This window comes from Nonomuraea sp. NPDC003201 (assembly GCF_053590415.1).
On the sequence record NZ_JBSFTC010000005.1, the window covers coordinates 37,400 to 61,459 of the forward strand.

Here is a 24,060-nt window from a genome sequence, read left to right on the forward strand (position 1 = left end):
AACGCACTGTGCCCGCTCCCCTCCCGGGATGTCCATCGAGGCTTTCTTAAGTGCCCCCACAGCTCCGCTTCACGCCCCAGCAAAGGCGAGTCCGCAGACTCTGTATTGCTCAGAGCTGCATGATTCAAGCTGTTTATCTGCACAAATGAGTACTAGCCTGGCGTCTGCTGCGGCTGATTCGGGAAGGGACATCAGTGGAAGACCTGCGTATCGGAGTCATCGGCCTCGGGCTGCGGACGAGCCTCTCCCTGCACGCGCACCGGCCGGGCAGGGGCGCGGTCGTGACGGCGCTGTGCGACTCCGACCCGGCGGTGCTCAAGAGCCAGGCGGGGCGGTTCGAGGCGGAGTTCCTGACCGGGGACTACCGCGAGCTGCTCGACCGGCCCGACCTCGACGCGATCATCGTCAACACCCCCGACGACACCCACGAGCGCATCGCCATCGACTGCCTCCAGGCCGGCAAGGCCGTCTACCTGGAGAAGCCGATGGCGATCACCGTCGAGGGCTGCGACAACGTCCTGCGCGCCGCCCGCGACACCGGCACCCGCCTGTACGTGGGCCACAACATGCGGTACATGGGCGTGGTCCGGCTCATGCGCGACATCATCCGCAAGGGTGACATCGGCGAGCCGAAGACCGTCTGGGTGCGCCACTTCGTCTCCTACGGCGGCGACTACTACTTCAAGGACTGGCACGCCGACCGCACCCGCACCACGGGCCTGCTGCTGCAGAAGGCGGCCCACGACCTCGACGTCATCCACTGGCTCGCCGGCGGCTACACGACCAGGGTGAACGCGTTCGGCGACCTCATGGTCTACGGCGACCTCCCGCGCCGCGAGCCCGGCACGCCGCGGCCCGACGGGTGGCTCGAGGAGTACGAGTGGCCGCCGACCTCGCGCACCGGCCTGCACCACGTCGTGGACGTCGAGGACGTCTCGGTGATGAACATGCGGCTCGACAACGGCGTCATCGCCGCCTACCAGCAGTGCCACTTCACGCCCGACTACGTGCGCAACTACACGGTCATCGGCACGGAGGGCCGCCTGGAGAACTTCGGCGACGAGCCCGGGGACACGGTCAAGGTCTGGAACCGGGGTCCCACGGCCTACCGGGACGACTGCGACATCGCGTACAAGGTGCCTCCGGCGGAGGGCTCGCACGGGGGAGCGGACGCGCAGATCGTGGCGGAGTTCTGCCGGTTCGTCCGGGACGGCGGCGCGACGGACACCTCGCCGGTGGCGGCCAGGATGAGCGTGGCGGCGGGCTACATGGCCACGATGTCGCTGCGCGACGGGGGCATGCCGTACGACGTGCCGCCCCTGGACGCGGAGCTGGCCGCGTACTTCGACAACGGCCAGAGCTGATCCCGCGGGAACCCGGCGCGGCGCGCGGACAGTAGACAGATGTGGATATGTCGATGCGTGCCCGCATACGCGACGGGGACCAGGCGGCGTTCGGGGAGCTCTTCGACGACTGCGCGAAATCCGTCTACAACCACGCCTTCCGCCTGACCGCCAACTGGTCCACGGCCGAGGACGTGATGGCGCTGACGTTCCTCGAAGCCTGGCGGTTACGGGGCCGGATCGACCCCGAGGGCGGCTCGCTGCGCCCCTGGCTGCTCGGCATCGCCACCAACGTGGCCCGCAACGTGCGCCGGGCCGCCCGCAGGCACGACGACGCGCTGGCCAGGCTGCCCAGGGGCGAGCAGGTGCCCGACTTCGCCGACGAGGTCGTGGGCCGCATCGACGACGCCGGGCGGCTGGCGGCGGTGCGGCAGGCGTACGGGCGGCTGCGCCGCCAGGAGCAGGACGTGTTCGCGCTGTGCGTCTGGGCCGGGCTCGACTACGCCCAGGCGGCCGAGGCGCTCGGCATCCCCGTCGGCACCGTGCGCTCCCGGCTGTCGCGGGCCAGGAAGAAACTCGCGGCCGCCGGGGAACCGCCGCCGGCGACCCGACAGGTAGTAGGTGAACCCGGCCCCGAGAAGGAGGAGATCCGATGAGCCGGCCGACCGAACGCGATCTTCCCGAGGGCCGTCACCGACTGCTCAAGGAGTTCGTGATGACCGAGATCGACCGCAGGCCCGCCCGCAGGCGGTTCCCGGCCCTTCTGGCCCCCGTCGCCGGGCTGGCGGCCGCCGCCGCGGTGGCGGTCCCGCTGCTGCTCGGCGGCGCTCCGGCGTACGCCGTCACCAAGGGGCCCGAGGGCCTCATCCGCATCACCATCAACGAGGCCAAGGACCCGAAGAGGCTCCAGGAGGACCTGCGGGCCATGGGGGCGAACGTGGTGGTGGACTACATCCCCCATGGCAAGAAGTGCAGCCCGCAGCCGCGCAGCAGCCACTTCCTCAGCAAGGAGGAGGCGCCGCTGTCGGTGTTCCCGGCCCCGAAGGGCTGGGAACCGACCGAGGACATGGAGCCGGGTTTCGTCATCGACCCGAAGGTCATCGGGCCCGGCCAGACGGGGGTGCTGGAGTTCAGCGTCGGGGAGGTCGGGGGCGGCGTGGTGGCGGGCGTCTGGGCCCGCGTCGGCGAGGGCCCCATCGCGGACTGCGAGCTGGTGGACACCACGGACGCCCCCCTCTCGCACTGACCCGTCCCCGGGTCAGCGGGCCTTGACCGAGGCGTCCTCCGGTGGCAGCTCCCGAGGGGAGGCACGGAGCCAGCGGGAGCCGTACGGGTCCATCGGGAGCCGTACGGAGCCCTCGGCCGAGACCTCCAGCGTGCCGTCCACCAGGAGGTCCGTGAGCTGGTGGCCCCCGAGCCCCTCCAGGGTCAGCTCCACGTCCCTGACCGTGTCGCAGAGGTTGTGCGCGACCACCACCGTGGCCCCGTCGGCGTCGCAGCGGTGGGCGAGGACCGCCCGGTCGCCGGTCTCCAGCACCGTGTAGTCGCCCCACGCCAGCTCGGGGCACTCCCGGTAGCGCTCGATGAGCAGCTGGAACCAGCGCAGCAGCGAGTCCACGTCCCGCTTCTGGTCGGCCACGTTGACGCGGTCGGGGGCGAAGGAGCCCTCCGGGATCTCGCGTACCGGCTCGACCTGGGTGAAGCCGCCGTCCGCGGACCACTGCATCGGGACGCGGACCGCCATGCGGCCCTCCGCGTCGAGGTTCTCGCCCATGCCGATCTCCTCGCCGTAGAAGATCACTGGCGTGCCCGGCAGCGAGAACAGCAGGCTGTAGGCCATCTTCATGCGCCGCAGGTCCCCGCCGAGCATCGTCGGCAGCCGGCGGCGCAGCCCGCGGCCGAAGATCTGCATGTCCTCGCGCGGGCCGAACGCCCCGAAGACCTCCTGCCGCTCCTCGTCCGTGAGCTTGTCTAAAGTGAGCTCGTCGTGGTTGCGCAGGAACACGGCCCACTGGCAGTCCTTCGGCGGCTCGGGGCGCTCGCGCAGGGCGTCGGCGAGGGGTGTGGCGTCGTGGCGCGCCAGCGACAGCCAGGCGTTCTGCATGCCGACGAAGTCGAAGCACATGGTGAGCTGGTCGCCCAGGCCCTCTCCGAAGAACCGGGTCAGGTCCTTGTACGGGACGTTGACCTCGCCCAGCAGGATCGACCCGCCCTTGCGCCGCGTCATGAACGCCCGCAGGTCCGCCAGGAACTCGTGGGGGTTCGCCAGCTTCGGATCGACGTTCTCGATGAGGAACGGCACCGCGTCGACCCTGAACCCGGACAGCCCGAGCTCCATCCAGAAGCCGAGTATGCGCGTGATCTCGTCCCTGACCTCGGGGTTGCCGACGTTCAGATCCGGCTGGTGCCGGTAGAAGCTGTGCAGGTAGTACTGTCCGGACCCCTCGTCGTACTGCCAGACGCTGTTCTCCTTGTCGGGGAAGACGATCTGCGAGGGGTCGTCGGGCTCCGGGGAGTCGGACCAGACGTACCAGTCGCGCATGGGGGAGTCCCGGCTCGACCGGGCCTCCACGAACCAGGGGTGCCGGTCGGAGGTGTGGTTGACGACGAGGTCCGCGATCACCCGCAGCCCCCTGTCGTTGGCGGTGCGCATGAACTCCACGAAGTCGCCCAGCGTGCCCAGCCGCGGGTCGATGCGGTAGAAGTCGGTGATGTCGTATCCGTCGTCCCGGTTGGGGGTGGGGAAGAACGGCATGAGCCAGAGGCACGTCACGCCGAGCCCCGCGAGGTAGTCGACCTGCTGCGTCAGCCCGCGGAAGTCGCCCACGCCGTCGTCGTTCCCGTCCTTGAACGTCTCCACGTCGAGGCAGTAGATGACGGCGTTCTTCCACCAGACGTCGGAGGTGTACGTCAGTCGCATGGAGGGCCGCTACCCGCCACGCGCGCGCTCAGACCGCCGTATCCGCGGGAGGTTCAGGTACGGGTGCTCGCCTGGACGGCCTGCCTGGCCCGCAGCGCGATCTCCAGCTCGAAGCGGATGTCCGGATCGGCGAGCTGGTCGCCGAACAGCTCCTCGAGCTGCCGCAGCCGGTAGCGCACGGTCTGCGGGTGCACGTGCAGCGTGGCGGCCACCTCGCCCGCGCCCCGGCCGTGCCGCAGCCAGGCCAGCAGCGTCTCCGCGAGCCGGTCCTGCTGGGCGGGCCGCAGGTCGGCCAGGGGCGCCAGCCGCGCCTCCGCCAGCGTGCCGACCAGCTCCTCGTCCTTGAACACCACCAGCGTCGCCATGTGGTCCGCGCACCGCAGCGGCCCCCGGGGCAGGATGCCGCGCCGCGACAGCTCCAGGGCCTCTCCGGCCCAGCGCAGCGAGGTCGCGGCGGCCGAGAGGGGCACGGCGGGGCCGATCGCGGCCTGGCGTCCGCGCAACGCCTGGTCGAGCAGCTGGGCCTGGCCGGGGCCGGTGGGATCGGGCGCGAGCAGGCAGGGCACGGGCCTGTCCAGCCCGGTGAGGACGTCGGGCGGCAGCGCGGGGGCGCGGTAGGCGCCGTGCCGGTCGTCGAACGCCACGCAGGCGACGGTCCTGGGCTGCCGCCACCCGGCGGCCTTGGCCAGCTCGGCGATGGCCTCCGCGCTGGCGGGCGGGCGGCTGAGCAGCAGGTCGAGCAGGCGGCCGCGGCGGCGTTCGGTCTCGCCCGCGGCGTGCGCCCTGGCCTCCTCGAAGCCCTCGGCCGCCGCGTCGGCGAGCCGGTCGAGGTAGACGAAGATGGCCTCGCCCAGGTCGTACAGGGTCTGCGGGGACAGCCGCAGCGGCTCGGCGAGCTCGGTGAGCCGCCGCCAGCAGACCCGGGCGCCGAGCCGCATCGCGGTCTGCAGCGGCTCGAGGTTGCGGCCCTCGGCCGCCTCGCCCCTGCCGATCATGCGGAACGGCTCGGGGTCCCAGGGGGCGCCCGGGTTCTCGACGCGGTCGAGGAAGCCCTCGATGGCCTGCTCGGCCGCCATCTTGACGACCTTGATGTAGAGCTCGTCCGATGGCCTGGCGTACTCGGGGATCCGGGTCTGGATCTCCTCGATCACCTCTGCCGAGACCCTGCCGATGCCCGCCCTGAGCGCCTGCACGGGGATTTCACTCGTGATGACCATCGTCCCTCCTGTCGCCATTGTGACCCAGGCAACAGGAGAATGTGTAGCAAGAGCTTGTTTTTGTCACTTCTGGAGGAAAGCTGCGAACTCCTCCAGGTCGATCAGGCCGTCGCCGTCCTTGTCGAGCTTCAGCACGCCTTCCTGGGCGGCCTCCAGGGTCACCGGCTGGCCGAGCACCTCCATCAGCTTCACGAGCTCGACGGCGGAGATGCGGCCGTCGTTGTCGGCGTCGATGAGGTCGAAGGTGATGGCGTAATCGCTCATGGGGGTCACCCTTCCACGTGAATGGATGTCGCGTCAGACCTTAGTGGCGACCCGTCGTAGCGCGTCGACGAATGCCATGACTTGTGGGCTCACATCCCCTTCTCGCCAGGCGATGGCGAGCTGCCCGGGAGCCAGCCCGGTCACCGGGCGGTAGACCATCCCGGGCCGGTTGTAGAGCGCGGCGTTCCCCTCGGCGACCAGCACCACCCCGAGTCCGCTGGTCACGGCCTCGAACACCTCCTCCGGCGTGTTCGCGGTGAACCCGACGACCGGCTCGTCGTCGCGGGCGTCCCGCGCGAGCCAGAAGTCCCGCAGCGGCCCGGCCTCCGGCGGCAGGGCGATGAACGGCTCCTCGCGCAGCGCCTCGAACGGGATCTCCGCCAGCTCCGCGAGCGGATGGCCGTCCGGCATGGCCACCCCTCTGCCCTCGGTCGCCAGCACGTACGTCCGCAGCCCCGGCGGCACCGGCAGCCAGATGAACGCCACGTCGGAGGACCCGTCGGCCAGCCCGCCGCTGGGGTCGTCCCAGCCCACCAGCCTGAGCGACACCTCCCACCCCGGCATCGCCGTGCGGAACCCCCGCAGCGCCTCCTGCTGCAGCCCCCTGCCCACGGCCGTCTGCATCCCGATCACCAGCGTCCCGGCGGGCGCCGCGGCCCGCGCGGACTCGACCCCGCTCGTCCACCGTTCGAGCAGGTCGCGGACGATCGGCAGGAGCGCCTCACCCTGCCTGGTGAGCACCACGCCGCTGTGCACCCGGTCGAACAGCCGGAACCCGAGCTGCCGCTCCAGCACCCTGAGCTGCTTGGACAGCGCGGGTTGGGACACGAAGAGCCGCTCCGAGGCCCGCGTCACGTTCAGCTCCTCGGCCACCGCCACGAAGTAGCGCAGCTCACGCAGGTGCACGTCCATAACCAATGGTTATACCAAGGGGTCTTGGACGCGGCAGAGGCGCGCGCAGCAGGATCGAGCTCATGAAGACACGTACTCTTGGCAGCTTGCGGGTTCCCGCCATCGGCTTCGGCGCCATGGTCCTGTCGCCGGGCGTCTACGGGGACGTCGACGACGCCCGCGCCGAGGTGGCGCTCAAGGCCGCGCTCGACGGGGGCGCGACCCATGTGGACACCAGCGACGCGTACGGCGTGGACGGCCACAACGAGCGCCTCGTGGGCCGGGCGATCAAGGGCCGCAGGGACGAGGTGGTGGTCGCGACCAAGTTCGGGCTCGCGATCCCCGAGGGTGAGCCGGGCAGGTCGCACCCGGTCGGTTACGCGTTCAACGAGCTACGGGTGAACGCCGACCCCCGCCTGATCCGGCGCTACGCGGAGCGCAGCCTGCGCAACCTCGACACCGACGTGATCGACCTTTACTACTCGCACTATCCCGACCCCGGCGTCCCGATCGAGGACATGACCGGCGCGCTGGCGGAACTGGTGCGGGACGGGCTGGTCAAGCACATCGGCCTGTCCAACGTGACGGCCGCCCAGCTCAGGGCCGCGCACGCGGTACACCCCGTGACGGCCGTGCAGAACGAGTGGTCGATGTGGCGCCCCCTCGATCCCGGTCTGCTGGCCGCCGCGCGGGAGCTCGGCGTGGGGATCGTGGCGTGGAGCCCGCTCGGCACCGGCTTCCTGACGGGCACCGTGGAGTCGCTCGCCGAGGGCGACTTCCGGCACAACGCGCCCCGCTTCTCGGCGGAGAACCTGGCGGGCAACAACGACCGCTACGCCCCGATCAGGGCCCTGGCCGCGCAGCTCGGCATCACGCCCGCCCAGCTCGCCCTGGCCTGGCTGCTGCACCAGGACGAGCACGTGGTGACCATCCCCGGCAGCCGCACTCCCGCCCACATCGAGGAGAACCTGGCGGCGGCCGACCTCACCCTCCACGCCGACACGCTGGCCAGGGTCGAGGAGGCCCTCGCCAAGTTCGAGGTGACGGGCGGGACCCTCCTGTGAACGCGGCCGGCCAGGGCGCGCATCGCGCTCCTGGCCGGTCTCGTACGTCTTCGGTATGTCTCAGGCGGCGTGCAGGTAGACCTGGCCGAAGACCTCCGACAGGTTCTTCAGGTCGGTGGCCACGTCGACCTCGGGGTTGGCCGGGTCGTAGATGGTCGCCAGGCGGGGGCGGACCGCGTCGAGCTTCTTGAGCTGGTCCCAGGTGAGGTTGGCGGCCCACTTCTCGCCGTACACCCGGTTGACCTGGCCCTGGTCGTTCTGCCAGCGGGTCCACAGGGTGACCGTCTCGGCGGCGTCGTCCTGGAGCGGGGAGGCGATGCGCTCGGTGATCGCCTTGGTCGCCTGCTCCTCGTTGAGGTTGGAGGTGCCGGCGGCGGCGAAGGAGGCGTCCTCGCTGGCGATCTGCGCGTAGGCGTCCCAGGCGCGGGCGCGGACCTGGATCCACTGGTTGCGCTGGGCCTCGGTGGCGTCGATCTTCCAGGTGGCGTACTCGGTGCCCAGGTGGCCGTCGTCCAGGGAGAGCTGGTCGATCAGGCCCTTGGAGAGCCAGGCGCCGATGCGGTCGGGGTCGAGCAGCGGGTACTTCTTGGTCATCTCGGTCTTGCAGGCGTCGTTCGCGCCGCAGCCGAACAGCGGCACCACCGTGTGCGCCGACAGCTTCTTGCCCGGCACCGCGGTACGCAGCGCGACCGTGGCCTCATTCACGAACTTGTCCAGCTCGTCCGCCGTCGCGAACGTCTTGTTGTAGCCGAGCTGCGAGGTGAACCGGATGCCGATCACCCCGGGCTGAGCGGCGACCAGCGCCGCGATCTTCTTGACGCCCTCGGCCAGCTTGCCGGCCTTGTAGTCGTCGGCCAGCTCGGTCTCGATCCACAGGCGCATGGTCGTCTGGACGGCGGCCTGCGCGGCCTTGCCGGCCGGGGTCTCCTGCGCGGACTCTTTCTCGGCGGCGCTGATGCCGGTGGGGTCGACGTAGCCGCACTGGTCGCCGTTCTGGCAGTCAGGCGTGCCGCCGTCCTCGGCGCCGGGGACGTCCGGGGAGTCGACGTCGTGCATCTGGCCGTCGCCCTCGGAGTCGGTCGGGCAGAAGTTGCCCTCTTCGGTGCAGTCCACCGTGATCGGGTTCGCGGGACCGGCTTCCTGCATGTGCTCGCCGTCGTTGTCCAGCCAGAACTTCGCGATGTCCGCGGCCTCCTCGGGGGTGGCCAGCCATCGGCAGACGACGTACGCCGGGGTGTCGGCCGACATCAGGTCGTTGCAGCCTCGGGGGTCGTTCTCCGACCACGCCGGGACGCCGACGCCCAGGAGCGAGAGGGCTAATCCGATGACGAAGATCTGCCGCAGCCGCTTTCGCATGGCACCTTTACTTCCAGGGGATGATCGTGGGCATATCGCACACTATCCGGACGATCAATAACGTTCAATGAGATCTATGGCTTCTTCACGCACTATTCGACGCGAAGTAGCCGCGCTTGTTACGAGTACTCAGTCGTCCACCTCGACCCATGTCCAGCCGCCGCCGGGGTCGGCGCGCACCGCCCGGGTGCGTCCCGCCGCCACCTTCACCCATCCCGGCTGCCGGGGCTCGGCGGGCACCGGCACCGGATCGGTGTCCGCGCCGAAGACGGCCGGCCGTCCCTTGACGGTGATCGCGGGCCGCCCGCCCGTCAACGGGCGGCGATCGCCCTGGGGAGCGGGCGGGAGTGAAGGCCTTTCCCGGGGCGGCTCGACTTCGTGAACGCTCGGGGCCGCGGCGGGGGATCGGGAGCGCAGCGGCCACCAGTTCGCCGGGCCTAGCAGCCGCATGGCGGCGGGCACCAGCAGCAGCCGCACCAGCACGGCGTCCACCGCCACCGCCACGCACAGACCCACCCCGAGCAGCCTCACCACCGCGATCCCGGCCGTCGCGAACGCCCCGCCGGCCGCCACCGTCAGCAGCGCCGCACCGATGATCACCTCCCGCGGCTCCGCCACCGCGGAGTCCCCCGTACGCGCCTCCGAGACCAGGAACACCTGGTGGACGACCGACAGCCCGAACGCCACGACCCCGATCAGCAGCGCGACGGAGACGTCCAGAGGGCCGGCGAAACCCAGGAAGCCGCTCCGGAACACCCACCCGATCACCCCGAAGGACGCGGCGGCGGACAGCAGGCTCGCGACCACCGCCGGAACGGGCAGCACCAGCGACCCGAAGGCGAGCGACAGCACCGCCGCCATCGCCGAGCACACCACCACCGCCAGCCACGGCAGCGTGCCGGAGAGCCCGGCCAGGAGGTCCAGACGCGCCGCGACGGGCCCGCCGACCACGACCTGCCGGACGTCCGGCCCCTGGGCCGCGGACCTGATCGCGGCGACCAGGTCCCCGGCCTGCGCCGACAGGGGATCGAGGTCGTGGCGGACGGCCAGCCGCACCGCGCGGTTCGGCCGCGAGAGGCCCGCCGTCTCGACCCCGGTGACGTGCGGCAGCCGCTCCAGCCGCTCCGTGATGGGGCGGACGTCGAGCGCGGTGACGGCGGTGCCGTCCAGCGGCTCCACCACGACGTGCACGTCGATCGGCGACAGCGCGTTCCTGGCGAAGTCGCGGTCGATCGTCTCGGCCACCCGGCGGCCCTCGGAGGCGGCGGGCAGCGCGCGGTGGTCCGCGTTCCCGAACTCGACGCGCAGCAGCGGTCCCGCCAGCGCGATCAGCACGATCGTCACCGCCCCCAGGTACACGACCGGCCGGCGCGCCACGCCGTCCCACAGCCCGCCGTCCCGCCGTACGGACATGGGCCTGACGCGCAGCGCGTCCACGCGCCGCCCGAGCACCCCCAGCAGGGCGGGCGCCACGAGCACCGCGACCACCGACGCGACCAGCGCCACGGCCGCCGCCGCCAGCCCGAGCGAGCCCAGGAACGGCTGCGGGAACAGCGTCAGCCCCAGCAGCGACGCGGCCACGCTCACCCCGGCCACACCCACGGTCCGCCCCGCCGTGGCCACCGTGCCCGCCACGGCCTGCTCGTCCGACGCCCCGCCCCCGATCTCCTCCCTGAACGCCCTGAGCAGGAGCAGCGAGTACGCCGCCGCCAGCCCGAACCCGAGGAGCACGACGGCATAGAAGGAGTAGACGGACACCCCGGGCAGCAGCGCCAGCGCGCCGAGCACCGCGAGCAGCCCCACGACCAGCGGCAACAGGGCCGCCACCAGGCTCCCGAACACCACCACGAGCAGCACCAGCAGCACCGGCGCCGCGACCGCCGCCGCGCGGGCCAGGTCGGCGGCGGCCTCGCCGTCGAGCTCGGCCTGCACCGGCACCGGCCCGCCGACCGCGACGCGCAGGTTCTTGACGGTCCTGAGCCGCGCCGCCACCGCCGCGTAGCTCGCCCGCTTGGCGCCCTTCAGCGTGACGATCGCGTACGTCGAATGCCCGTCCCTGGACACCATCGCCTTCGACCCGGTCGTCCAGTACGTGACCATCCCGCGCACGTACTCGGCCGGCAGCCCGCGCAGCGAGTCGTGCACCGCCTTCTTGTAGCGCGGGTCGCGCACCTTGACCGCCGGGTGCCGGTAGAGGACGACCACGTCGGGGCTCTGGCCGGCGTACCACTCCGCGCTCCAGCGCGCGGCGGTCGCCGAGTCGGCGCGCGGGTCCTCGAAGCCGCCGCCCACCGCCTGCCCGGACAGCGCCAGCGGCGCGACGAGCAGGGCCGCCACCAGGCTGAGCGCCAGCAGCGTCCATCTACCGCGATAGACCAGCCGCCCCAATGGAGTCCCCTCGCCGACAGCAGGGTCCTAGCAAATTACGGGAGATCGAGGCTGGATTCTTGCCAAACGCGCACATATTCCGCTTCCGGTCTTGTCAGCGGGACCCAATATTCAGGCGACATCGGCGAGAGAACTCGGCAGAATGGTGGGGTTTGACTGTTTTCAGGGGGGCGTGCCGGTGCACAGTTATCTCAGCGATCTCGGGTTGCTCCGGGATCGCCGTTTCGCGTTGCTGCTGTCGGCGCGGACCCTGTCGGTCCTGGGCAGCGCGTTCGCTCCGGTGGCCCTGGCGTTCGGCGTGCTCGGTCTGCCCGGCGCCACCGCCGCGACCCTGTCCGTCGTGCTCACCGCCGAGTCGGTGCCCATGATCGTGTTCATCCTGTTCGGCGGGGTGCTCGCGGACCGGCTGCCGCGCAAGTGGGTGATGATGGCCGGTGAGTCCCTGATGGCGGTGGGGTTCTTCGCGCTGGGGGCGATGCTGCTCGCCGGCTGGACCCCGCTGCCCGCGCTGTCCGCGGCGGCGGCGGTGACCGGGGTGGGCATTGCGATCATGTTCCCGGCGCTGACCGGGATCATCCCCGAGGTCGTGCCGCCCGACCGGCTGCAGGCCGGCAACGCCCTGCTCGGCCTGGGCCAGAACGCCTCGCGGGTGGCGGGCGCGGTGCTGGGCGGCGGCACTGTGGTGCTGTTCGGGGGAGGCTGGGCGCTGGTGGTGAGCGGTGCGATGTTCGCGGTGGCGGGCGCGCTGCTGGCGCTGCTGAGGATGGAGCCGGTCGCGAACCGGCGGGAGCGGCACTCGGTGCTGGCCGACCTGCGGGACGGCTGGCGGGAGTTCAGCTCGCGGCAGTGGATCTGGGTGGTGGTCGCGCAGTTCTCGCTGATGGTCATGGCCATCCAGGCCGGTCACGGGGTGCTCGGCCCGCTGATCGCGAAGGAGACGCTGGGCGGGCCCGCGGCCTGGTCGGCGTTCCTGGCGGGCGAGGCGGTCGGGACGATCGTCGGCGTGCTGGTGGCGATGCGGCTGCGGCCGCGCCGGCCGATCCTGGTGGCCGTGCTGCTCTGCCTGCCGCCCGCGCTGCCGTACGTGCTGCTCGGGCTGGACGCGCCGCTCTGGGCGATCGTGACCGGGGCGTTCGTGCTGGGCGTGTGCTTCGACGTGTTCGGCGTCCTGTGGCAGACCACGATGCAGCGCGAGGTCCCGGCCGAGTCGCTGTCGCGGGTGAGCTCGTACGACATGCTCGGGTCGATGATGTTCGGGCCGATCGGACTGCTGGTGGCGGGGCAGGCGGCCGACCTGTTCGGCACGGAGGAGACGCTGCTCGCCTGCGCCGTCATCATCGTGCTGTCCACCCTCGCCGCCCTGCTGGCTCCCGGGGTGCGCAACCTGCGCGCCCCGGAGCGGGAGCCGATCTCAAGCTGACCTGAAGTAGGCGTTGGCCCTGGGCTGGAACATCAGCGTCACCGCCCCCAGCACGGCCACCACGTGCAGGATCCGGCTGCCCGCGAAGATCAGCCCCATCGCGTCCGTCCCGGCGACGGCCTCGGCGACGGAGCCGCCGGCCAGCAGCCACTGGACGGGGCCGATCACGAGCGAGAGCGTGCCGAAGACGCCGAGTGTCACGGCGAGGGTCCAGCGCGCCCAGTTCGCCCCGGCCTTGAGCCGCAGCGCCAGGAAGGCGGCCCCCGCGAACACCGCCAGCCGGATCCCGACCTGCGGCAGCAGCTCGGCGACCGTGGAGGCGCCCGTGTACAGCTGCTCGGAGACCACCAGCACGGTCTCCAGCGCCCCGAAGGCGACGGCGACCAGCCAGAGCATGGCGGCGGTGTGGACGACGGGCGGCGGGTCGGTTCTGCGGGGGTTGTCGAGGACGGTGGTCATGGCGTGGCCTCCAAAGGTGAATGACTACGCCTGAAGTGTCCGCTTTCGGGCGGGGTGGGAGCATGCCCGCTGGCCGCCGAGTTCCGGTGAGGCGAGCCCTACCACGCGTGCGCCGGAGGGCAGGCTCAGGCGATGATGAGCCGTACCACGACGCCCGCGCAGTTTCCCGCCACGCAGATCCGCACCGGCACCTCGGAGATGCCCGCCGCCGCGGGCACGCCGCTCACGTGGCCGTCGGGCCCGATGATCACGTCGCGGGGCAGTTTGGCCCGGTCGGTCACGGTGAACGTCGGCAGCACGCCGGACGGGCCACCGTTGATGCCGATCTCCCCGTGCAGCGGGGTGCCGGCCCGGCCGGGGAAGGTCAGCTCGCGCGGCTCCCACGGCACGTTGCCGAGCACGACGAAGGTGAGCCGCTGGTCCTGGCACGACTGTCCCTCGCACATCCGGACGGCGGCGAGGTACGTGCCGGAGCGCTGCGGCGTGCCGTACAGCCGGCCGCCCTGGTCGACCCTGATCCCGACCGCGAGGTAGCCGGGGCGGAACGTGACGCTCTTCGCGGCGGGCAGGAGCTGCTGGTGCACCTCGATGCCCTCGGTGACGTAGAAGGTGTCCTCGACCAGGCGCCCGTGCACGGGGTCGAGGGGGAGCTGCCGGGACATCGGCGTCATGGTGAGCGTGGGCACGGCGGCGGACAACGCGCACACGGCGAAGCCCGCGAGCAGGAACACCCACCACTGCCGCATAGTCACCCCCCGACCTCTTCCCCGGGTAAGTACCCGTGCTTATTGCCTCCACTCCGTGGAGGCGGGCTCGGTCGCTGGGGAGCCGTTGCCTTCCCTCGTCGCTCTGGTCGCTACGCTCCCGGCGCTCCTCAGTCCAGGCAACGGCGCTCCCTCACCAGCACGAACAGTCACTGGATAATCGATCGCATGGCCGCTGAATCCGCTCAGACCCTGGAACGCGGGCTTCGCCTGCTGAGACTGCTCGCCGACGGGAGGGGCGGCCGGACGCCGACCGAGCTGAGCGCCGAGCTGTCGCTGAGCCGTCCCGTGGTGTACCGGCTGCTGACGACGCTGATGAACGAGGGGTTCGTGCGGCGGGACGCCGAGGGGCGGGTGCACCTCGGGTTCGGGGTGCTGGTGCTGGCGCAGGCCGTGCAGCCGCTGCTGCGGGCCGCGGCGGTGCCGACGCTGCGGCGGCTGGCCGAGGACGTGGGCGCGACCGCGCACCTGACCGTGGCCGAGGGCGGCGACGGGCTGGCCGTGGCGGTGGTGGAGCCGTCCTGGACCGACATGCACGTGGCCTACCGCGAGGGCTCGCGCCATCCGCTGACGAAAGGCGCGGCGGGGCAGGCGATCCTGGCGCTGCGCGAGGGGCGTGACGACTACTTCGCGACGGAGGGGCAGTTGCAGGAAGGTGCGCGGGGCGTCGCCGCGCCTGTCACCGGGCTGCCCTGGTTGGAGGCGTCGGTGGGGGTGGTGACGTTCGGGCCGCTCGAGGAGTCCACGGGCCCTCGGGTGGTCGCCGCCGCCGCCGAGCTGGCCGCCGCGCTGGGTTGACATCTCCAGGCCGATGGCGGACGGTTGTTACATATAAAGGACATATTCGTCCGATAAACGGACACCATGGAGGCAGCGGATGCCGTACTACCGCGTCGTTGGGGAGGTGCCGCGCAAGCGGCACGTGCAGTTCAGACGGCCGGACGGTGGTCTCTACGCCGAGGAGCTGATGGGTGAGGAAGGCTTCTCGTCCGACTCCTCGCTGCTCTACCACCGCTACCTGCCGACCGCGATCGTCAAGGCGGAGGCGGTCACGCCGACGGTGGAGACCCGGCTGGAGCCCAACCTGCCGCTCTCGCCACGCCATTTCCGCACGCAGGAGCTGTCCAGCGCGGGTGACCTGGTCACGGGACGCATGCTGCTGGCGGGCAACGGCGACGTCCGATTGTCGTACGCCGTCAGCGACCGGCCGAGCGAGCTCTACCGCGACTCGATGGGCGACGAGTGCGTCTACGTGCAGAGCGGCCGGGTCCGCTTCGAGTCCACGTACGGCGTGATCGAGGCCGGTGAGGGCGACTACATCGTCATCCCGACCGGAACGATCCACCGCTGGGTGCCGGACGGCCAGGTCAGCGTGCTGGCCATCGAGGCGGCCGGGCACATCAGGCCGCCCAAGCGCTACCTGTCGCAGTACGGGCAGTTCCTGGAGCACGCCCCCTACTGCGAGCGCGACCTGCGCAGCCCCGCCGAGCCGTTCACGGTCGAGGGCGAGGAGGTGCCGGTGCTGGTGCGCACGCGGGGCGGGCTGAGCAGGCTGGTCTACCGCAACCATCCGTTCGACGTGGTGGGCTGGGACGGCTACCTCTACCCGTACGCGTTCAACATCAATGACTTCGAGCCGATCGTGAAGAAGACGCACGCGCCGCCGCCCGTCCACCAGACGTTCGAGGGGCCGGGGTTCGTGGTGTGCTCCTTCTGCCCGCGGCCGCTCGACTTCCACCCGGAGTCCGTGCCGATCCCGTACAACCACCACAATGTGGACTCCGACGAGTTCATGTTCTACGTGGGCGGCGACTACTCCGCGCGCAAGGGCTCGGGCATCGACATCGGCTCGATCTCGCTGCATCCCGCCGGGTTCACGCACGGGCCGCAGCCCGGTGCGGTCGAGGCGGTGATCGACGCGGTCTCCCGCGGCATCACGACGACGAGCGAGAAGGCCGTCATGGTGGACACGTTCCGCCCGCTCGACCTCGGCCAGGGCGCTCTGTCCTGCGAGGACACCGGCTACGCGTGGACCTGGTCACGATGAGCGTCTACACCGAACTCGTGGACGACGCGGGCCTGTTCCCGCCGACGTCCCTGCACATGGACGAGGCGCTGGCCCGCAACCGGCGCGACCAGGAGCACGGCAGTTCCGTGCTCACGCACCGGTTCCTGTGCCCGGCCAGTCGGCTGCACCGGCTGCGTGACATGGAGTACCGGCCGCGGCGGATCGGGCTGATCCTCGACCAGGAGGAGGTGCCCCCCTTCGACGACCTGCCCGTGGACTTCGTCGAGACCCGGCTGCCGCCGGGCCTGACGATCGAGGCGCTGGCCGGCCGGCTCCGGCTGCCGGCGGGCGTGCGGCTCTTCGTGGAGGTGGCGGCGGGGAAGGTGAGCGTCGAGGTGCCCGACGGGGTCGGGCTGAAGGTCCGCTGCGGCGGGCTGACGGCCGACACGTTCCCGACGGCGGAGCATCTCGCGGCGTTCATCGGGTTCTGCGTCGAGCACGACATCCCGTTCAAGGCCACCGCCGGGCTGCACCACGCCGTACGCCACTTCGACCCCACGCTGGGCGTCGACCGGCACGGCTTCCTGAACCTCGTGCTCGCGGTCTGCGAGGCCGTGGACGGGCGCGACCCGGTGCCCGTGCTGCGGGCCACCGACGTCGGGCATCTCGTACGGCTCGCGCAGGCCGTACCGAGTGAAACCGCGAAACGGGCGCGGCGGCTGCTGGTGAGCTACGGCTCGTGCAGCACCAGCATCCCCGTCGAGGACCTGCGCACCCTGGGACTGATCGCGTGACGGAGGGAAATTTCGTGAGCTGGGGAGTGGACAACCTGCCCTACGGCGTGTTCTCGCGTCCGGGCCAGGCGCCCCGCGTGGGCGTCCGGTACGGCGACAAGGTGCTCGACCTGGCGCCCGCCCTGCACGACGAGGTCTTCGACGCGCCCTCGCTCAACCCGTTCATGGCCCGCGGGCGGACAGCCTGGCACGACACCAGGACGCTGATCCGCAACAAGCTCACCGGCGACCTCGCCGTGACCGAGCGGCACCTGGTCCCGCTGGAGCAGGTGCGGCTGCACATGCCGTTCGAGGTGGCCGACTACGTCGACTTCTACTGCTCGATCGACCACGCGAGCAACATCGGCCAGATCTTCCGGCCCGGCACCGAGCCGCTGCAGCCCAACTGGCGGCACCTGCCCGTCGGCTACCACGGCAGGGCCGGGACGGTCGTGGTGTCGGGCACGCCGGTCAGGCGCCCGCACGGGCAGCTCGGACGCGGGGCGTTCGGGCCGTGCGCGAAGCTGGACATCGAGGCGGAGCTGGGGTTCGTGGTGGGTGTGCCCACCGAGCTCGGCTCGCCCGCCGGGGCCTTCGAGGACCACGTGTTCGGGGTGACGCTGGTCAACGACTGGAGCGCGCGTGACATCCAGTCGTGGGAGTACGTGCCGCTCGGGCCGTTCCTGGCCAAGTCGTTCGCCACGTCGATCTCGCCGTGGATCACGCCGCTGGAGGCGCTGCCCCGCGTCCCCGGCCGTGCCCAGGATCCGGAGCCGCCCGGCTACCTGCGCAGGCGGGCGGACTGGGGGCTGGACATCTCCCTTGAGGTCCTGCTCAACGGGGAGGTCGTGTCGCGGCCCCCGTACGCGAGCATGTACTGGACGCCCGACCAGATGCTCGCGCACATGACGGTGAACGGGGCCTCCCTGCGGACCGGAGACCTGTTCGCCAGCGGCACAATCTCGGGGCCCTCGCGCGGCGAGCGCGGCTCGTTCATCGAGCTGACCTGGAACGGGAGCGACCCGCTCAAGCTCGCGAGCGGCGAGACGCGCTCGTTCCTGGAGGACGGGGACACGGTGACGATCCGGGCCACCGCCGGCGCCGTGACATTGGGGGAGGTTTCCGGAATTATCGCATAGGTGACTCAGCGTGCTTGACCGCCGACTCGCCGCTACCCTGATGTCACCCCCTTCCCTCGGACAGCAGGAGTGTGACATGCGGCGGGCCGTGCTGACTTGTGTCGCCTTCCTCCTCCTGGTCTGCGGCTGCTCCTCGGCGCCCGCCACGGCCCCGGCCGCGCCCCCGGTCGTGCGGGTCTCGCCCGCGTTCGACTCCACGCGGGCCCGAACCGATCGCGGCCTGGTGGTCAGGGCCCGCGGCGGCACGCTCAGCCGGGTGCTGGTCTCGGAGGGCGGGGAGCAGGTGCCCGGCCGGCTCGACGGCTCCCACACGATGTGGCGCTCCGCCTGGACGCTCAAGCCCGCGGCCGAATACTCGGTGACGGTCACGGCGACCGGCGCCGGCGGGCCGGCCACGGTCGCCGTCGGCCGCTTCCACACCCGGGCCGCGGTCAGGTCGTTCCAGGTGGCATCGACGGCGCCGCTGCCGGGCGAGACGGTCGGCGCCGGCATGCCGGTCATCATCGACTTCGACACTCCGGTGGAGGACAAGGCGGCCGTCGAGCGGGCGCTGGAGGTCCAGGCGGAGACGCCGGTCGAGGGCGCGTGGCGGTGGATCAGCGACACCCAGGTGATCTACCGCACCCGCCGGTTCTGGCCGCCCCACCAGCAGGTCACGGTCACCGCGCATCTGGCCGGCGTACGCGCGGGCAGCGGCCTCTACGGCACCACCGACTCCACCTTCGCCTTCACCGTCGGGCGCAGGCAGACCAGCACGATCGACACCCGGACCCACCAGATGGTTGTCCGCCGCGACGGTGCGATCGCGCAGCGGATGGCCATCAGCGCGGGCATGGCCACCACCCCCGAATACACCACGACCAGCGGCATCCACCTGACCATGGACAAGGGCAACCCGGTCCGCATGGTCTCCCCGGGGCGCGTCAAGGGCGACCCCGGCTTCTACGACATGCTGATCGACCACGCCGTGCGCATCTCCAACAGCGGCGAATACGTGCACGCGAAGGACAACGTGTGGGCGCAGGGCCGGGCCAACGTCAGCCACGGCTGCATCAACGCCAGGCCCGACCAGGCCGCCTGGTTCTACGACACCTCCCTGCGCGGCGACCCGGTCACGATCGTCGGCACCGACCGGGAGCTCGGCTGGGACAACGGATGGGGTTTCTGGCAGCTCCCGTGGGAGAAGTGGCGCGAGGGAAGCGCCCTGGTCGAAGCCGGTCCCGCGGGTGCCCGGGTGCCACCGGGATGATTCCGGGATTACGGTAGAGAGGGGGGAACCAGTCGCGAACTCAGGCCCGTTGTCCCATCAGGAGGGCCGGACATGGATGAATGGATCATCTGGGTAATCCTCGCGGTAGTCCTCGGCGTGGCCGAAATATTCACCCTCACGGCCTCGCTCGGGTTGTTGGGTGCGGCGGCCCTGCTCACCGCAGTCACCGCCGTCATCGGGCTGCCCGTCCCCCTGCAGTTGCTCTGCTTCGCCCTGTCGTCCGCGGCCGGTCTGATGGTGCTCAGGCCGATCGCGATGCGCCACCTCAAGCAGCCTCCGCTGCAGCGGTTCGGCGTGGAAGCACTCGTCGGCAAGCCCGCCTACGTGGTCTCGGAGGTGACGGGCCGCGACGGTCGTGTGCGCATCGGGGGCGAGGAGTGGTCGGCGCGCGCCTACGACGAGACGCTGGTGATCCCCACAGGGGCGACCGTCGACATCATCGAGATCGAAGGGGCGACAGCCCTCGTATATCCCCGGGAGTGACTCATGGATCCGCTGTTGCTGGTCGGACTGCTCGTCATACTCTTCGCGGTGTTCACCGTGCTCAAGGCGGTGCGGATCGTCCCGCAGGCGCGGGCCCGCAACGTCGAGCGGCTCGGCCGCTACCACCGCACGCTCAAGCCGGGTCTCAACTTCGTCATCCCTTACGTCGACCGCGTCTACCCCATGATCGACCTGCGCGAACAGGTCGTCTCCTTCCGGCCGCAGCCCGTCATCACCGAGGACAACCTGGTCGTCGAGATCGACACCGTCCTCTACTTCCAGGTCACCGACCCGCGGGCGGCGGCGTACGAGATCGCGAACTACATCCAGGCCGTCGAGCAGCTCACCGTCACCACCTTGCGTAACGTCGTCGGCTCCATGGACCTGGAGAAGACCCTCACCTCGCGCGACACCATCAACAGCCAGCTGCGCGGCGTGCTCGACGAGGCCACCGGCAAGTGGGGCATCCGCGTCAACCGCGTCGAGATCAAGGCCATCGACCCGCCCAAGACCATCAAGGACGCGATGGAGAAGCAGATGCGGGCCGAACGCGACAAGCGCGCCGCGATCCTCAACGCCGAGGGCCAGCGGCAGTCGCAGATCCTCACGGCGGAGGGCGACAAGCAGAGCCGCATCCTGCGTGCCGAGGGCCAGCGCACCGCCGCCATCCTGGAGGCCGAGGGCCAGTCGCGCGCCATCGACCAGGTCTTCCAGGCCGTGCACCGCAACGACCCCGACCCGAAACTGCTGGCCTACCAGTACCTCCAGGTGCTGCCGCAGCTCGCGCAGGGCGACGGCAACACGTTCTGGGTGATCCCGAGCGAGGTCACCTCGGCGCTGCAGGGGGTCTCCCGGGCGTTCACGGAGGCCCTGCCCCGGTCGGCGGCGACGCGGGAGGAGGTGCCGGAGACGTCGGAGTTGGACGAGGAGGTGGCCAAGGCGTCGGAGGCTGCGGCGGAGGCGGTGGCGGACGCCCAGGACGCCGAGAGCCCTGACAGCCCGCGCCAGCTCACCCAGGGCGTCGAGGAGCCGTCCCCGTTCCCGGACCTGGACCGCAAGCACACCGAGGCCGAGCGCTGACACCCCGGACGGGCGCCCGCCGCGAGGCGGGCGCCTGCGTTTGAAGGTCGAGGAGTGAGGCTTCGCGCTCGCCGGTGAGGCGGTGAGGCGGTGAGGCGGTGAGGCGGTGAGGCGGTGAGGCGGTGAGGTCGAGGGGCGAGGTCTGAGGGGCGAGGTTTGAGGCCGACGGGTGCGGCGCGGGGTCAGGCGATGGCTTCGAACAGGTGGCGAAGCCCGTCTTCCCGATGCGCGGCCCGGGCCCGGCAGTTGAGCCTCACGAGCGCATCCGCCAGAGCGACATCCGGGTTTTCCGGCGGGATGTCATCCCCCATCCGCGTGCGCAGCCACTCGGAGATCTCGGCCCACGAGTAGAGGCGGATGTTGTCGGCCTCGATGAGGGGAGCGGGGAAACCGCCGGGTCCCCGTTGCCCCGCGGCAAGCTGGCGCAGGCTGGCCTGCGTGCGCCCGCCGTGCCGACGGGCGGCGTCTCCCAGCGTCACACCGTCGTCCTCCCCGACGGCGATGGGCCAGAGACCGGGGACCGTCTTGATCTGGGCGATCACGGAGGCGATCGCGTCCAGCATGCTGCCGGCCTCGCGGTCGCACATGAGGTAGTGATCGATGCCGCCCGGCCCTCCCCCTATCGAGCAATCATCGAGACCGGCCTCGTAGAGCGCATCCGCCTCTTCATCGGTAGGCGCCCGATTCAGAGAGATGCGGAAATCCCACATGGTCATGACTCCTCCTGGCTCTTGGCGCATTCGGCGTGCTTGTCGACCCATTGGAGTATGGATCTCGCGTGGGTGCCCGGGTTGCGCGGCGTGCACCATACCCTGTACCGGTCGCCGCCGCAGGTGCATTCGATCCACCCCCGGCGATGTCCGTTGTGGCTCTCTACCACGGTCAACGATTCGATCTTGCGCGCCACTTTGAAGGCCGCGTTGATCTCGTTGTGCTGATGTCTTCCTCGACCAACCATGTAGCAACCTTGCAACAGTGTTGCATGATTCGTACGGCGTTTCCAACCCTGGAGTTCCTACTTTCCGTAGTCGAATGACTACAGTATGTGGCTTTTGGGCCAGGCGGACATGGCGAGGGTGGCGATGTGGAGGAGGTCGGCGTGGGTGGCGCCGTCGCGGGACTGGGTGGACATGCCCTGGATGACGGCGGCGTAGAAGGTCGCGAGCCCCGCCGTGTCCGTGCCGGCCGGGAGGCGGCCGGCCGCCAGGTCGTCGTCGATGCGGGCCTTGAGCGCCGCCTTGCTGCCTTCCCTGAAGCCGCGTAGCAGCTCCTCGACCTCGGCGGACTCCGGCCCGCAGTTCACCGCCGCCGTGATGATCAGGCACCCCGTCGGATGCGAGCGGCTCGAATACTCGTCGGCGGCCTCGCGCAGCACGCGCTCGATGGCCTGGCGGCCGGTCGGTTCCTCGGCGAGGGCGCGGGTCGTGAAGGCGCCGTACGTCTCCTGGTAGCGCCGCACCGCCTCCTCGAACAGCCGCCGCTTGTCGCCGAAGGCCGCGTACAGGCTGGGTGGGCGGATCCCCATGGCGGCGGTCAGCTCGGCGATCGAGGTCGCCTCGTAGCCGTGCCGCCAGAACGCGAGCAGCGCGGTCTCCAGCGCTGCCTCCCTGTCGAACGCCCGCTGTCTGGCCATGCCCACATTCTATAGCGATCGCTATGTTATGGTTTCTGTATCGATCGCTAAAGAAAGGTGGGGTGCCGGGATGAAGACCGCGCTCGTGACGGGGGCCAGCAGGGGCATCGGCCGCGCCATCGCGCTGCGCCTGGCCAGGGACGGGTTCCGCGTGGCCGTCAACTACGCCAGGGACGAGGCGGCGGCCGAGGAGGTCGTCGGCCTGATCGAGAAGGACGGCGGCAGCGCGTTCGCCGTGAAAGCCGATCTGGGCGAGGGGAGCCGGGCGCTGGCGGAGCGGCTGAAGGACGAGACGGAGGTCCTCGACGTGCTGGTCAACAACGCCGGTATCGGGATGTCCCGGCCGATCGGCGAGGAGACCCCCGAGGCGTACGACCGGCTGTTCGACGTCAACGTCAAGGGGCTGTTCTTCCTCACCCAGCAGCTGCTGCCGCTGATCCCCGACGGCGGGCGGATCGTCAACATCACCTCGGGCGTGGCCCGCATCGCCTTCCCGGAGGGGATCGCGTACGCGATGACGAAGGGCGCGGTGCAGGTGTTCACGCTGGCCCTGGCCAAGGAGCTGGGCCCGCGCGGCATCACGGTCAACAACGTCGCCCCCGGCATCATCGACACCGACACCAACGCGGGCTGGCTGCGCGGCGACCCGCAGGCGCAGGCGTACGCGGCGAGCCGGCACGCCCTCAACCGGATCGGCCACGTGGACGAGATCGCGAACGCGGTGGCCTTCGTCGCCTCGCCGGAGGCGAGCTTCATCACCGGCAGCACCATCGACGCCACCGGCGGCGGAAACCTCTAGGAGCCTCGCATGCCCACGGTCACCCACAGCTCGGGCCCCGTCCACTACCGGCGGGCGGGCAGCGGGCCCGGCCTCGTCATGGTGCACGGCACCGGCGGCGACGCCGTCAGCAACTACGCCCACCTCGTGCCGGAGCTCACCGACCTGCGCACGGTCATCACCCCTGACTACGCGGGCAGCGGCCAGACCGCCGACCCGGGCGGCGACCTCACGCTCGACCTGCTCGCCGGGCAGGTCGCGGCCACGTTCGAGGGCCCGTCAGACCTCGTCGGCTTCTCTCTGGGGGCGGCCGTGGCCGTGGCGGTCGCCGCCGAGCACCCGGAGCTGGTCAGGCGGCTGGTGCTGATCGCCGGCTGGACGCACGCGGAGGACTCCCGGCTGAGCCTGGGCCTGCGCACGTGGGCCAGGCTGGCGGAGACGGACCCGGAGAGCTTCACCGCGTTCGGGCCGCTGGTGGCGTTCGGCCCGGAGTACGTGAGCGCGGTCGGCGCGCAGGCCCTCACCGCAGGAGAGCCGCCGCACGGCGTCCGCCGCCAGATCGAGCTGGACCTGCGCCTCGACATCAGGGACCTGCTGCCGAAGATCACCGCGCCCACGCTGGTCGTCGGCAACACCCGCGACTACCTGATCCCGGTCGAGCACGCCCGCGCGCTGCACGCCGCCCTGCCCGGCAGCGAGTACGCCGAACTGGACAGCGGCCACGTCGTCCTGCACGAGAAACCGGCCGAAGTGACGACCCTTGTCCGAGAGTTCATCACCCGCGTATCCGCCGCTTGACTGTGCTGGTTA

General features: G+C 71.0%; 24 protein-coding genes. 14 read left to right on the forward strand and 10 right to left on the reverse strand.

Annotated elements, in window-relative coordinates; translation table 11 throughout:
• The first annotated feature begins 194 nt into the window (after nt 1-194).
• Genes ACWDX9_RS04120 through ACWDX9_RS04130 form a run of 3 tightly spaced genes read left to right on the forward strand, consistent with a single transcriptional unit; the run spans nt 195 to nt 2,589 of the window.
• Entirely contained in the window at nt 195-1,364 is a 1,170-nt protein-coding gene (locus ACWDX9_RS04120) for a Gfo/Idh/MocA family protein (RefSeq protein WP_449948806.1), read from the forward strand.
• A 53-nt stretch (nt 1,365-1,417) separates the two neighbouring features.
• Nucleotides 1,418-1,999: an RNA polymerase sigma factor gene (locus ACWDX9_RS04125; RefSeq protein ID WP_350738430.1), complete on the forward strand. Its 582-nt coding sequence runs from the start codon at nt 1,418-1,420 to the stop codon at nt 1,997-1,999.
• Nucleotides 1,996-2,589 (forward strand): hypothetical protein, encoded by a 594-nt coding sequence (locus ACWDX9_RS04130; protein ID WP_449948810.1) that lies wholly within the window; start codon nt 1,996-1,998, stop codon nt 2,587-2,589. The genes ACWDX9_RS04125 and ACWDX9_RS04130 overlap by 4 nt, the downstream gene beginning before the upstream one ends.
• Nucleotides 2,590-2,601: 12 nt before the next feature.
• Here the strand turns inward: ACWDX9_RS04130 and ACWDX9_RS04135 are convergent, their stop codons facing one another.
• The 4 genes from ACWDX9_RS04135 to ACWDX9_RS04150 form a co-directional block, all read right to left on the reverse strand.
• A complete protein-coding gene (locus ACWDX9_RS04135) occupies nt 2,602-4,263 on the reverse strand; it encodes an alpha-amylase family protein (RefSeq protein ID WP_449948812.1) in 1,662 nt (553 codons plus the stop codon).
• A gap of 53 nt (nt 4,264-4,316) precedes the next feature.
• Complete coding sequence (locus ACWDX9_RS04140; protein WP_449948815.1) at nt 4,317-5,480, reverse strand: PucR family transcriptional regulator; 1,164 nt, start codon at nt 5,478-5,480, stop codon at nt 4,317-4,319.
• A 63-nt stretch (nt 5,481-5,543) separates the two neighbouring features.
• Nucleotides 5,544-5,744: an EF-hand domain-containing protein gene (locus ACWDX9_RS04145; RefSeq protein WP_364263743.1), complete on the reverse strand. Its 201-nt coding sequence runs from the start codon at nt 5,742-5,744 to the stop codon at nt 5,544-5,546.
• Between the two features lie 33 nt (nt 5,745-5,777).
• Complete coding sequence (locus ACWDX9_RS04150) at nt 5,778-6,656, reverse strand: LysR family transcriptional regulator (RefSeq protein WP_449948817.1); 879 nt, start codon at nt 6,654-6,656, stop codon at nt 5,778-5,780.
• 62 nt (nt 6,657-6,718) lie between these two features.
• On the opposite strand from ACWDX9_RS04150, the gene ACWDX9_RS04155 reads away from it, so the two are divergent.
• A complete protein-coding gene (locus ACWDX9_RS04155) occupies nt 6,719-7,699 on the forward strand; it encodes an aldo/keto reductase (RefSeq protein ID WP_449948820.1) in 981 nt (326 codons plus the stop codon).
• A gap of 60 nt (nt 7,700-7,759) precedes the next feature.
• Here ACWDX9_RS04155 and ACWDX9_RS04160 read toward each other — a convergent pair whose 3' ends face one another.
• The gene (locus tag ACWDX9_RS04160) at nt 7,760-9,055 is read right to left on the reverse strand and encodes a hypothetical protein (protein WP_449948822.1); all 1,296 of its coding nucleotides are present in this window, start codon (nt 9,053-9,055) and stop codon (nt 7,760-7,762) included.
• A 129-nt stretch (nt 9,056-9,184) separates the two neighbouring features.
• Nucleotides 9,185-11,443, reverse strand: a complete 2,259-nt coding sequence (locus ACWDX9_RS04165) for an MMPL family transporter (protein ID WP_449948825.1) — start codon at nt 11,441-11,443, stop codon at nt 9,185-9,187.
• Between the two features lie 178 nt (nt 11,444-11,621).
• Here ACWDX9_RS04165 and ACWDX9_RS04170 point away from each other — a divergent pair, with 178 nt between their 5' ends.
• The gene (locus tag ACWDX9_RS04170; RefSeq protein ID WP_364263758.1) at nt 11,622-12,863 is read left to right on the forward strand and encodes an MFS transporter; all 1,242 of its coding nucleotides are present in this window, start codon (nt 11,622-11,624) and stop codon (nt 12,861-12,863) included.
• Here the strand turns inward: ACWDX9_RS04170 and ACWDX9_RS04175 are convergent.
• Together ACWDX9_RS04175 and ACWDX9_RS04180 are read right to left on the reverse strand one after the other, a co-directional pair.
• Nucleotides 12,855-13,322, reverse strand: a complete 468-nt coding sequence (locus ACWDX9_RS04175) for a hypothetical protein (RefSeq protein ID WP_449948828.1) — start codon at nt 13,320-13,322, stop codon at nt 12,855-12,857. The genes ACWDX9_RS04170 and ACWDX9_RS04175 overlap by 9 nt on opposite strands.
• A 125-nt stretch (nt 13,323-13,447) precedes the next feature.
• Complete coding sequence (locus ACWDX9_RS04180) at nt 13,448-14,074, reverse strand: hypothetical protein (protein WP_449948830.1); 627 nt, start codon at nt 14,072-14,074, stop codon at nt 13,448-13,450.
• Nucleotides 14,075-14,254: 180 nt separating this feature from the next.
• Between ACWDX9_RS04180 and ACWDX9_RS04185 the strand changes: the two genes are divergently transcribed.
• The 7 genes from ACWDX9_RS04185 (at nt 14,255) to ACWDX9_RS04215 (ending at nt 20,839) form a co-directional block, all read left to right on the forward strand.
• On the forward strand, nt 14,255-14,884 hold the full coding sequence (locus ACWDX9_RS04185) for a helix-turn-helix domain-containing protein (RefSeq protein ID WP_364263767.1): 630 nt from the start codon (nt 14,255-14,257) through the stop codon (nt 14,882-14,884).
• 79 nt (nt 14,885-14,963) lie between these two features.
• Complete coding sequence (locus tag ACWDX9_RS04190) at nt 14,964-16,133, forward strand: homogentisate 1,2-dioxygenase (RefSeq protein WP_449948833.1); 1,170 nt, start codon at nt 14,964-14,966, stop codon at nt 16,131-16,133.
• Nucleotides 16,115-16,888, forward strand: a complete 774-nt coding sequence (locus ACWDX9_RS04195) for a hypothetical protein (protein WP_449948835.1) — start codon at nt 16,115-16,117, stop codon at nt 16,886-16,888. Before ACWDX9_RS04190 ends, ACWDX9_RS04195 begins: the two co-directional genes overlap by 19 nt.
• Nucleotides 16,889-16,902: 14 nt before the next feature.
• Nucleotides 16,903-18,006, forward strand: coding sequence for a fumarylacetoacetase (gene fahA, locus ACWDX9_RS04200; protein ID WP_449948838.1), 1,104 nt, complete (start codon nt 16,903-16,905; stop codon nt 18,004-18,006).
• A gap of 76 nt (nt 18,007-18,082) precedes the next feature.
• Nucleotides 18,083-19,255, forward strand: coding sequence for an Ig-like domain-containing protein (locus ACWDX9_RS04205; RefSeq protein ID WP_449948841.1), 1,173 nt, complete (start codon nt 18,083-18,085; stop codon nt 19,253-19,255).
• A 72-nt stretch (nt 19,256-19,327) separates the two neighbouring features.
• Entirely contained in the window at nt 19,328-19,759 is a 432-nt protein-coding gene (locus ACWDX9_RS04210; protein ID WP_449948843.1) for an NfeD family protein, read from the forward strand.
• A 3-nt stretch (nt 19,760-19,762) separates the two neighbouring features.
• Nucleotides 19,763-20,839 (forward strand): SPFH domain-containing protein, encoded by a 1,077-nt coding sequence (locus tag ACWDX9_RS04215; RefSeq protein ID WP_449948846.1) that lies wholly within the window; start codon nt 19,763-19,765, stop codon nt 20,837-20,839.
• A 182-nt stretch (nt 20,840-21,021) separates the two neighbouring features.
• Here the strand turns inward: ACWDX9_RS04215 and ACWDX9_RS04220 are convergent, their stop codons facing one another.
• Both ACWDX9_RS04220 and ACWDX9_RS04225 read right to left on the reverse strand, forming a co-directional pair.
• Nucleotides 21,022-21,555 carry a hypothetical protein gene (locus tag ACWDX9_RS04220; RefSeq protein WP_449948849.1) on the reverse strand — a complete coding sequence of 178 codons (534 nt, stop codon included), beginning with the start codon at nt 21,553-21,555 and terminating at the stop codon, nt 21,022-21,024.
• Between the two features lie 320 nt (nt 21,556-21,875).
• On the reverse strand, nt 21,876-22,472 hold the full coding sequence (locus tag ACWDX9_RS04225; RefSeq protein ID WP_449948851.1) for a TetR/AcrR family transcriptional regulator: 597 nt from the start codon (nt 22,470-22,472) through the stop codon (nt 21,876-21,878).
• Between the two features lie 70 nt (nt 22,473-22,542).
• Between ACWDX9_RS04225 and ACWDX9_RS04230 the strand changes: the two genes are divergently transcribed.
• Together ACWDX9_RS04230 and ACWDX9_RS04235 are read left to right on the forward strand one after the other, a co-directional pair.
• Nucleotides 22,543-23,271, forward strand: coding sequence for an SDR family NAD(P)-dependent oxidoreductase (locus ACWDX9_RS04230; RefSeq protein ID WP_449948854.1), 729 nt, complete (start codon nt 22,543-22,545; stop codon nt 23,269-23,271).
• Between the two features lie 9 nt (nt 23,272-23,280).
• Nucleotides 23,281-24,048, forward strand: a complete 768-nt coding sequence (locus tag ACWDX9_RS04235; RefSeq protein WP_449948857.1) for an alpha/beta fold hydrolase — start codon at nt 23,281-23,283, stop codon at nt 24,046-24,048.
• Nucleotides 24,049-24,060 lie beyond the last annotated feature (12 nt).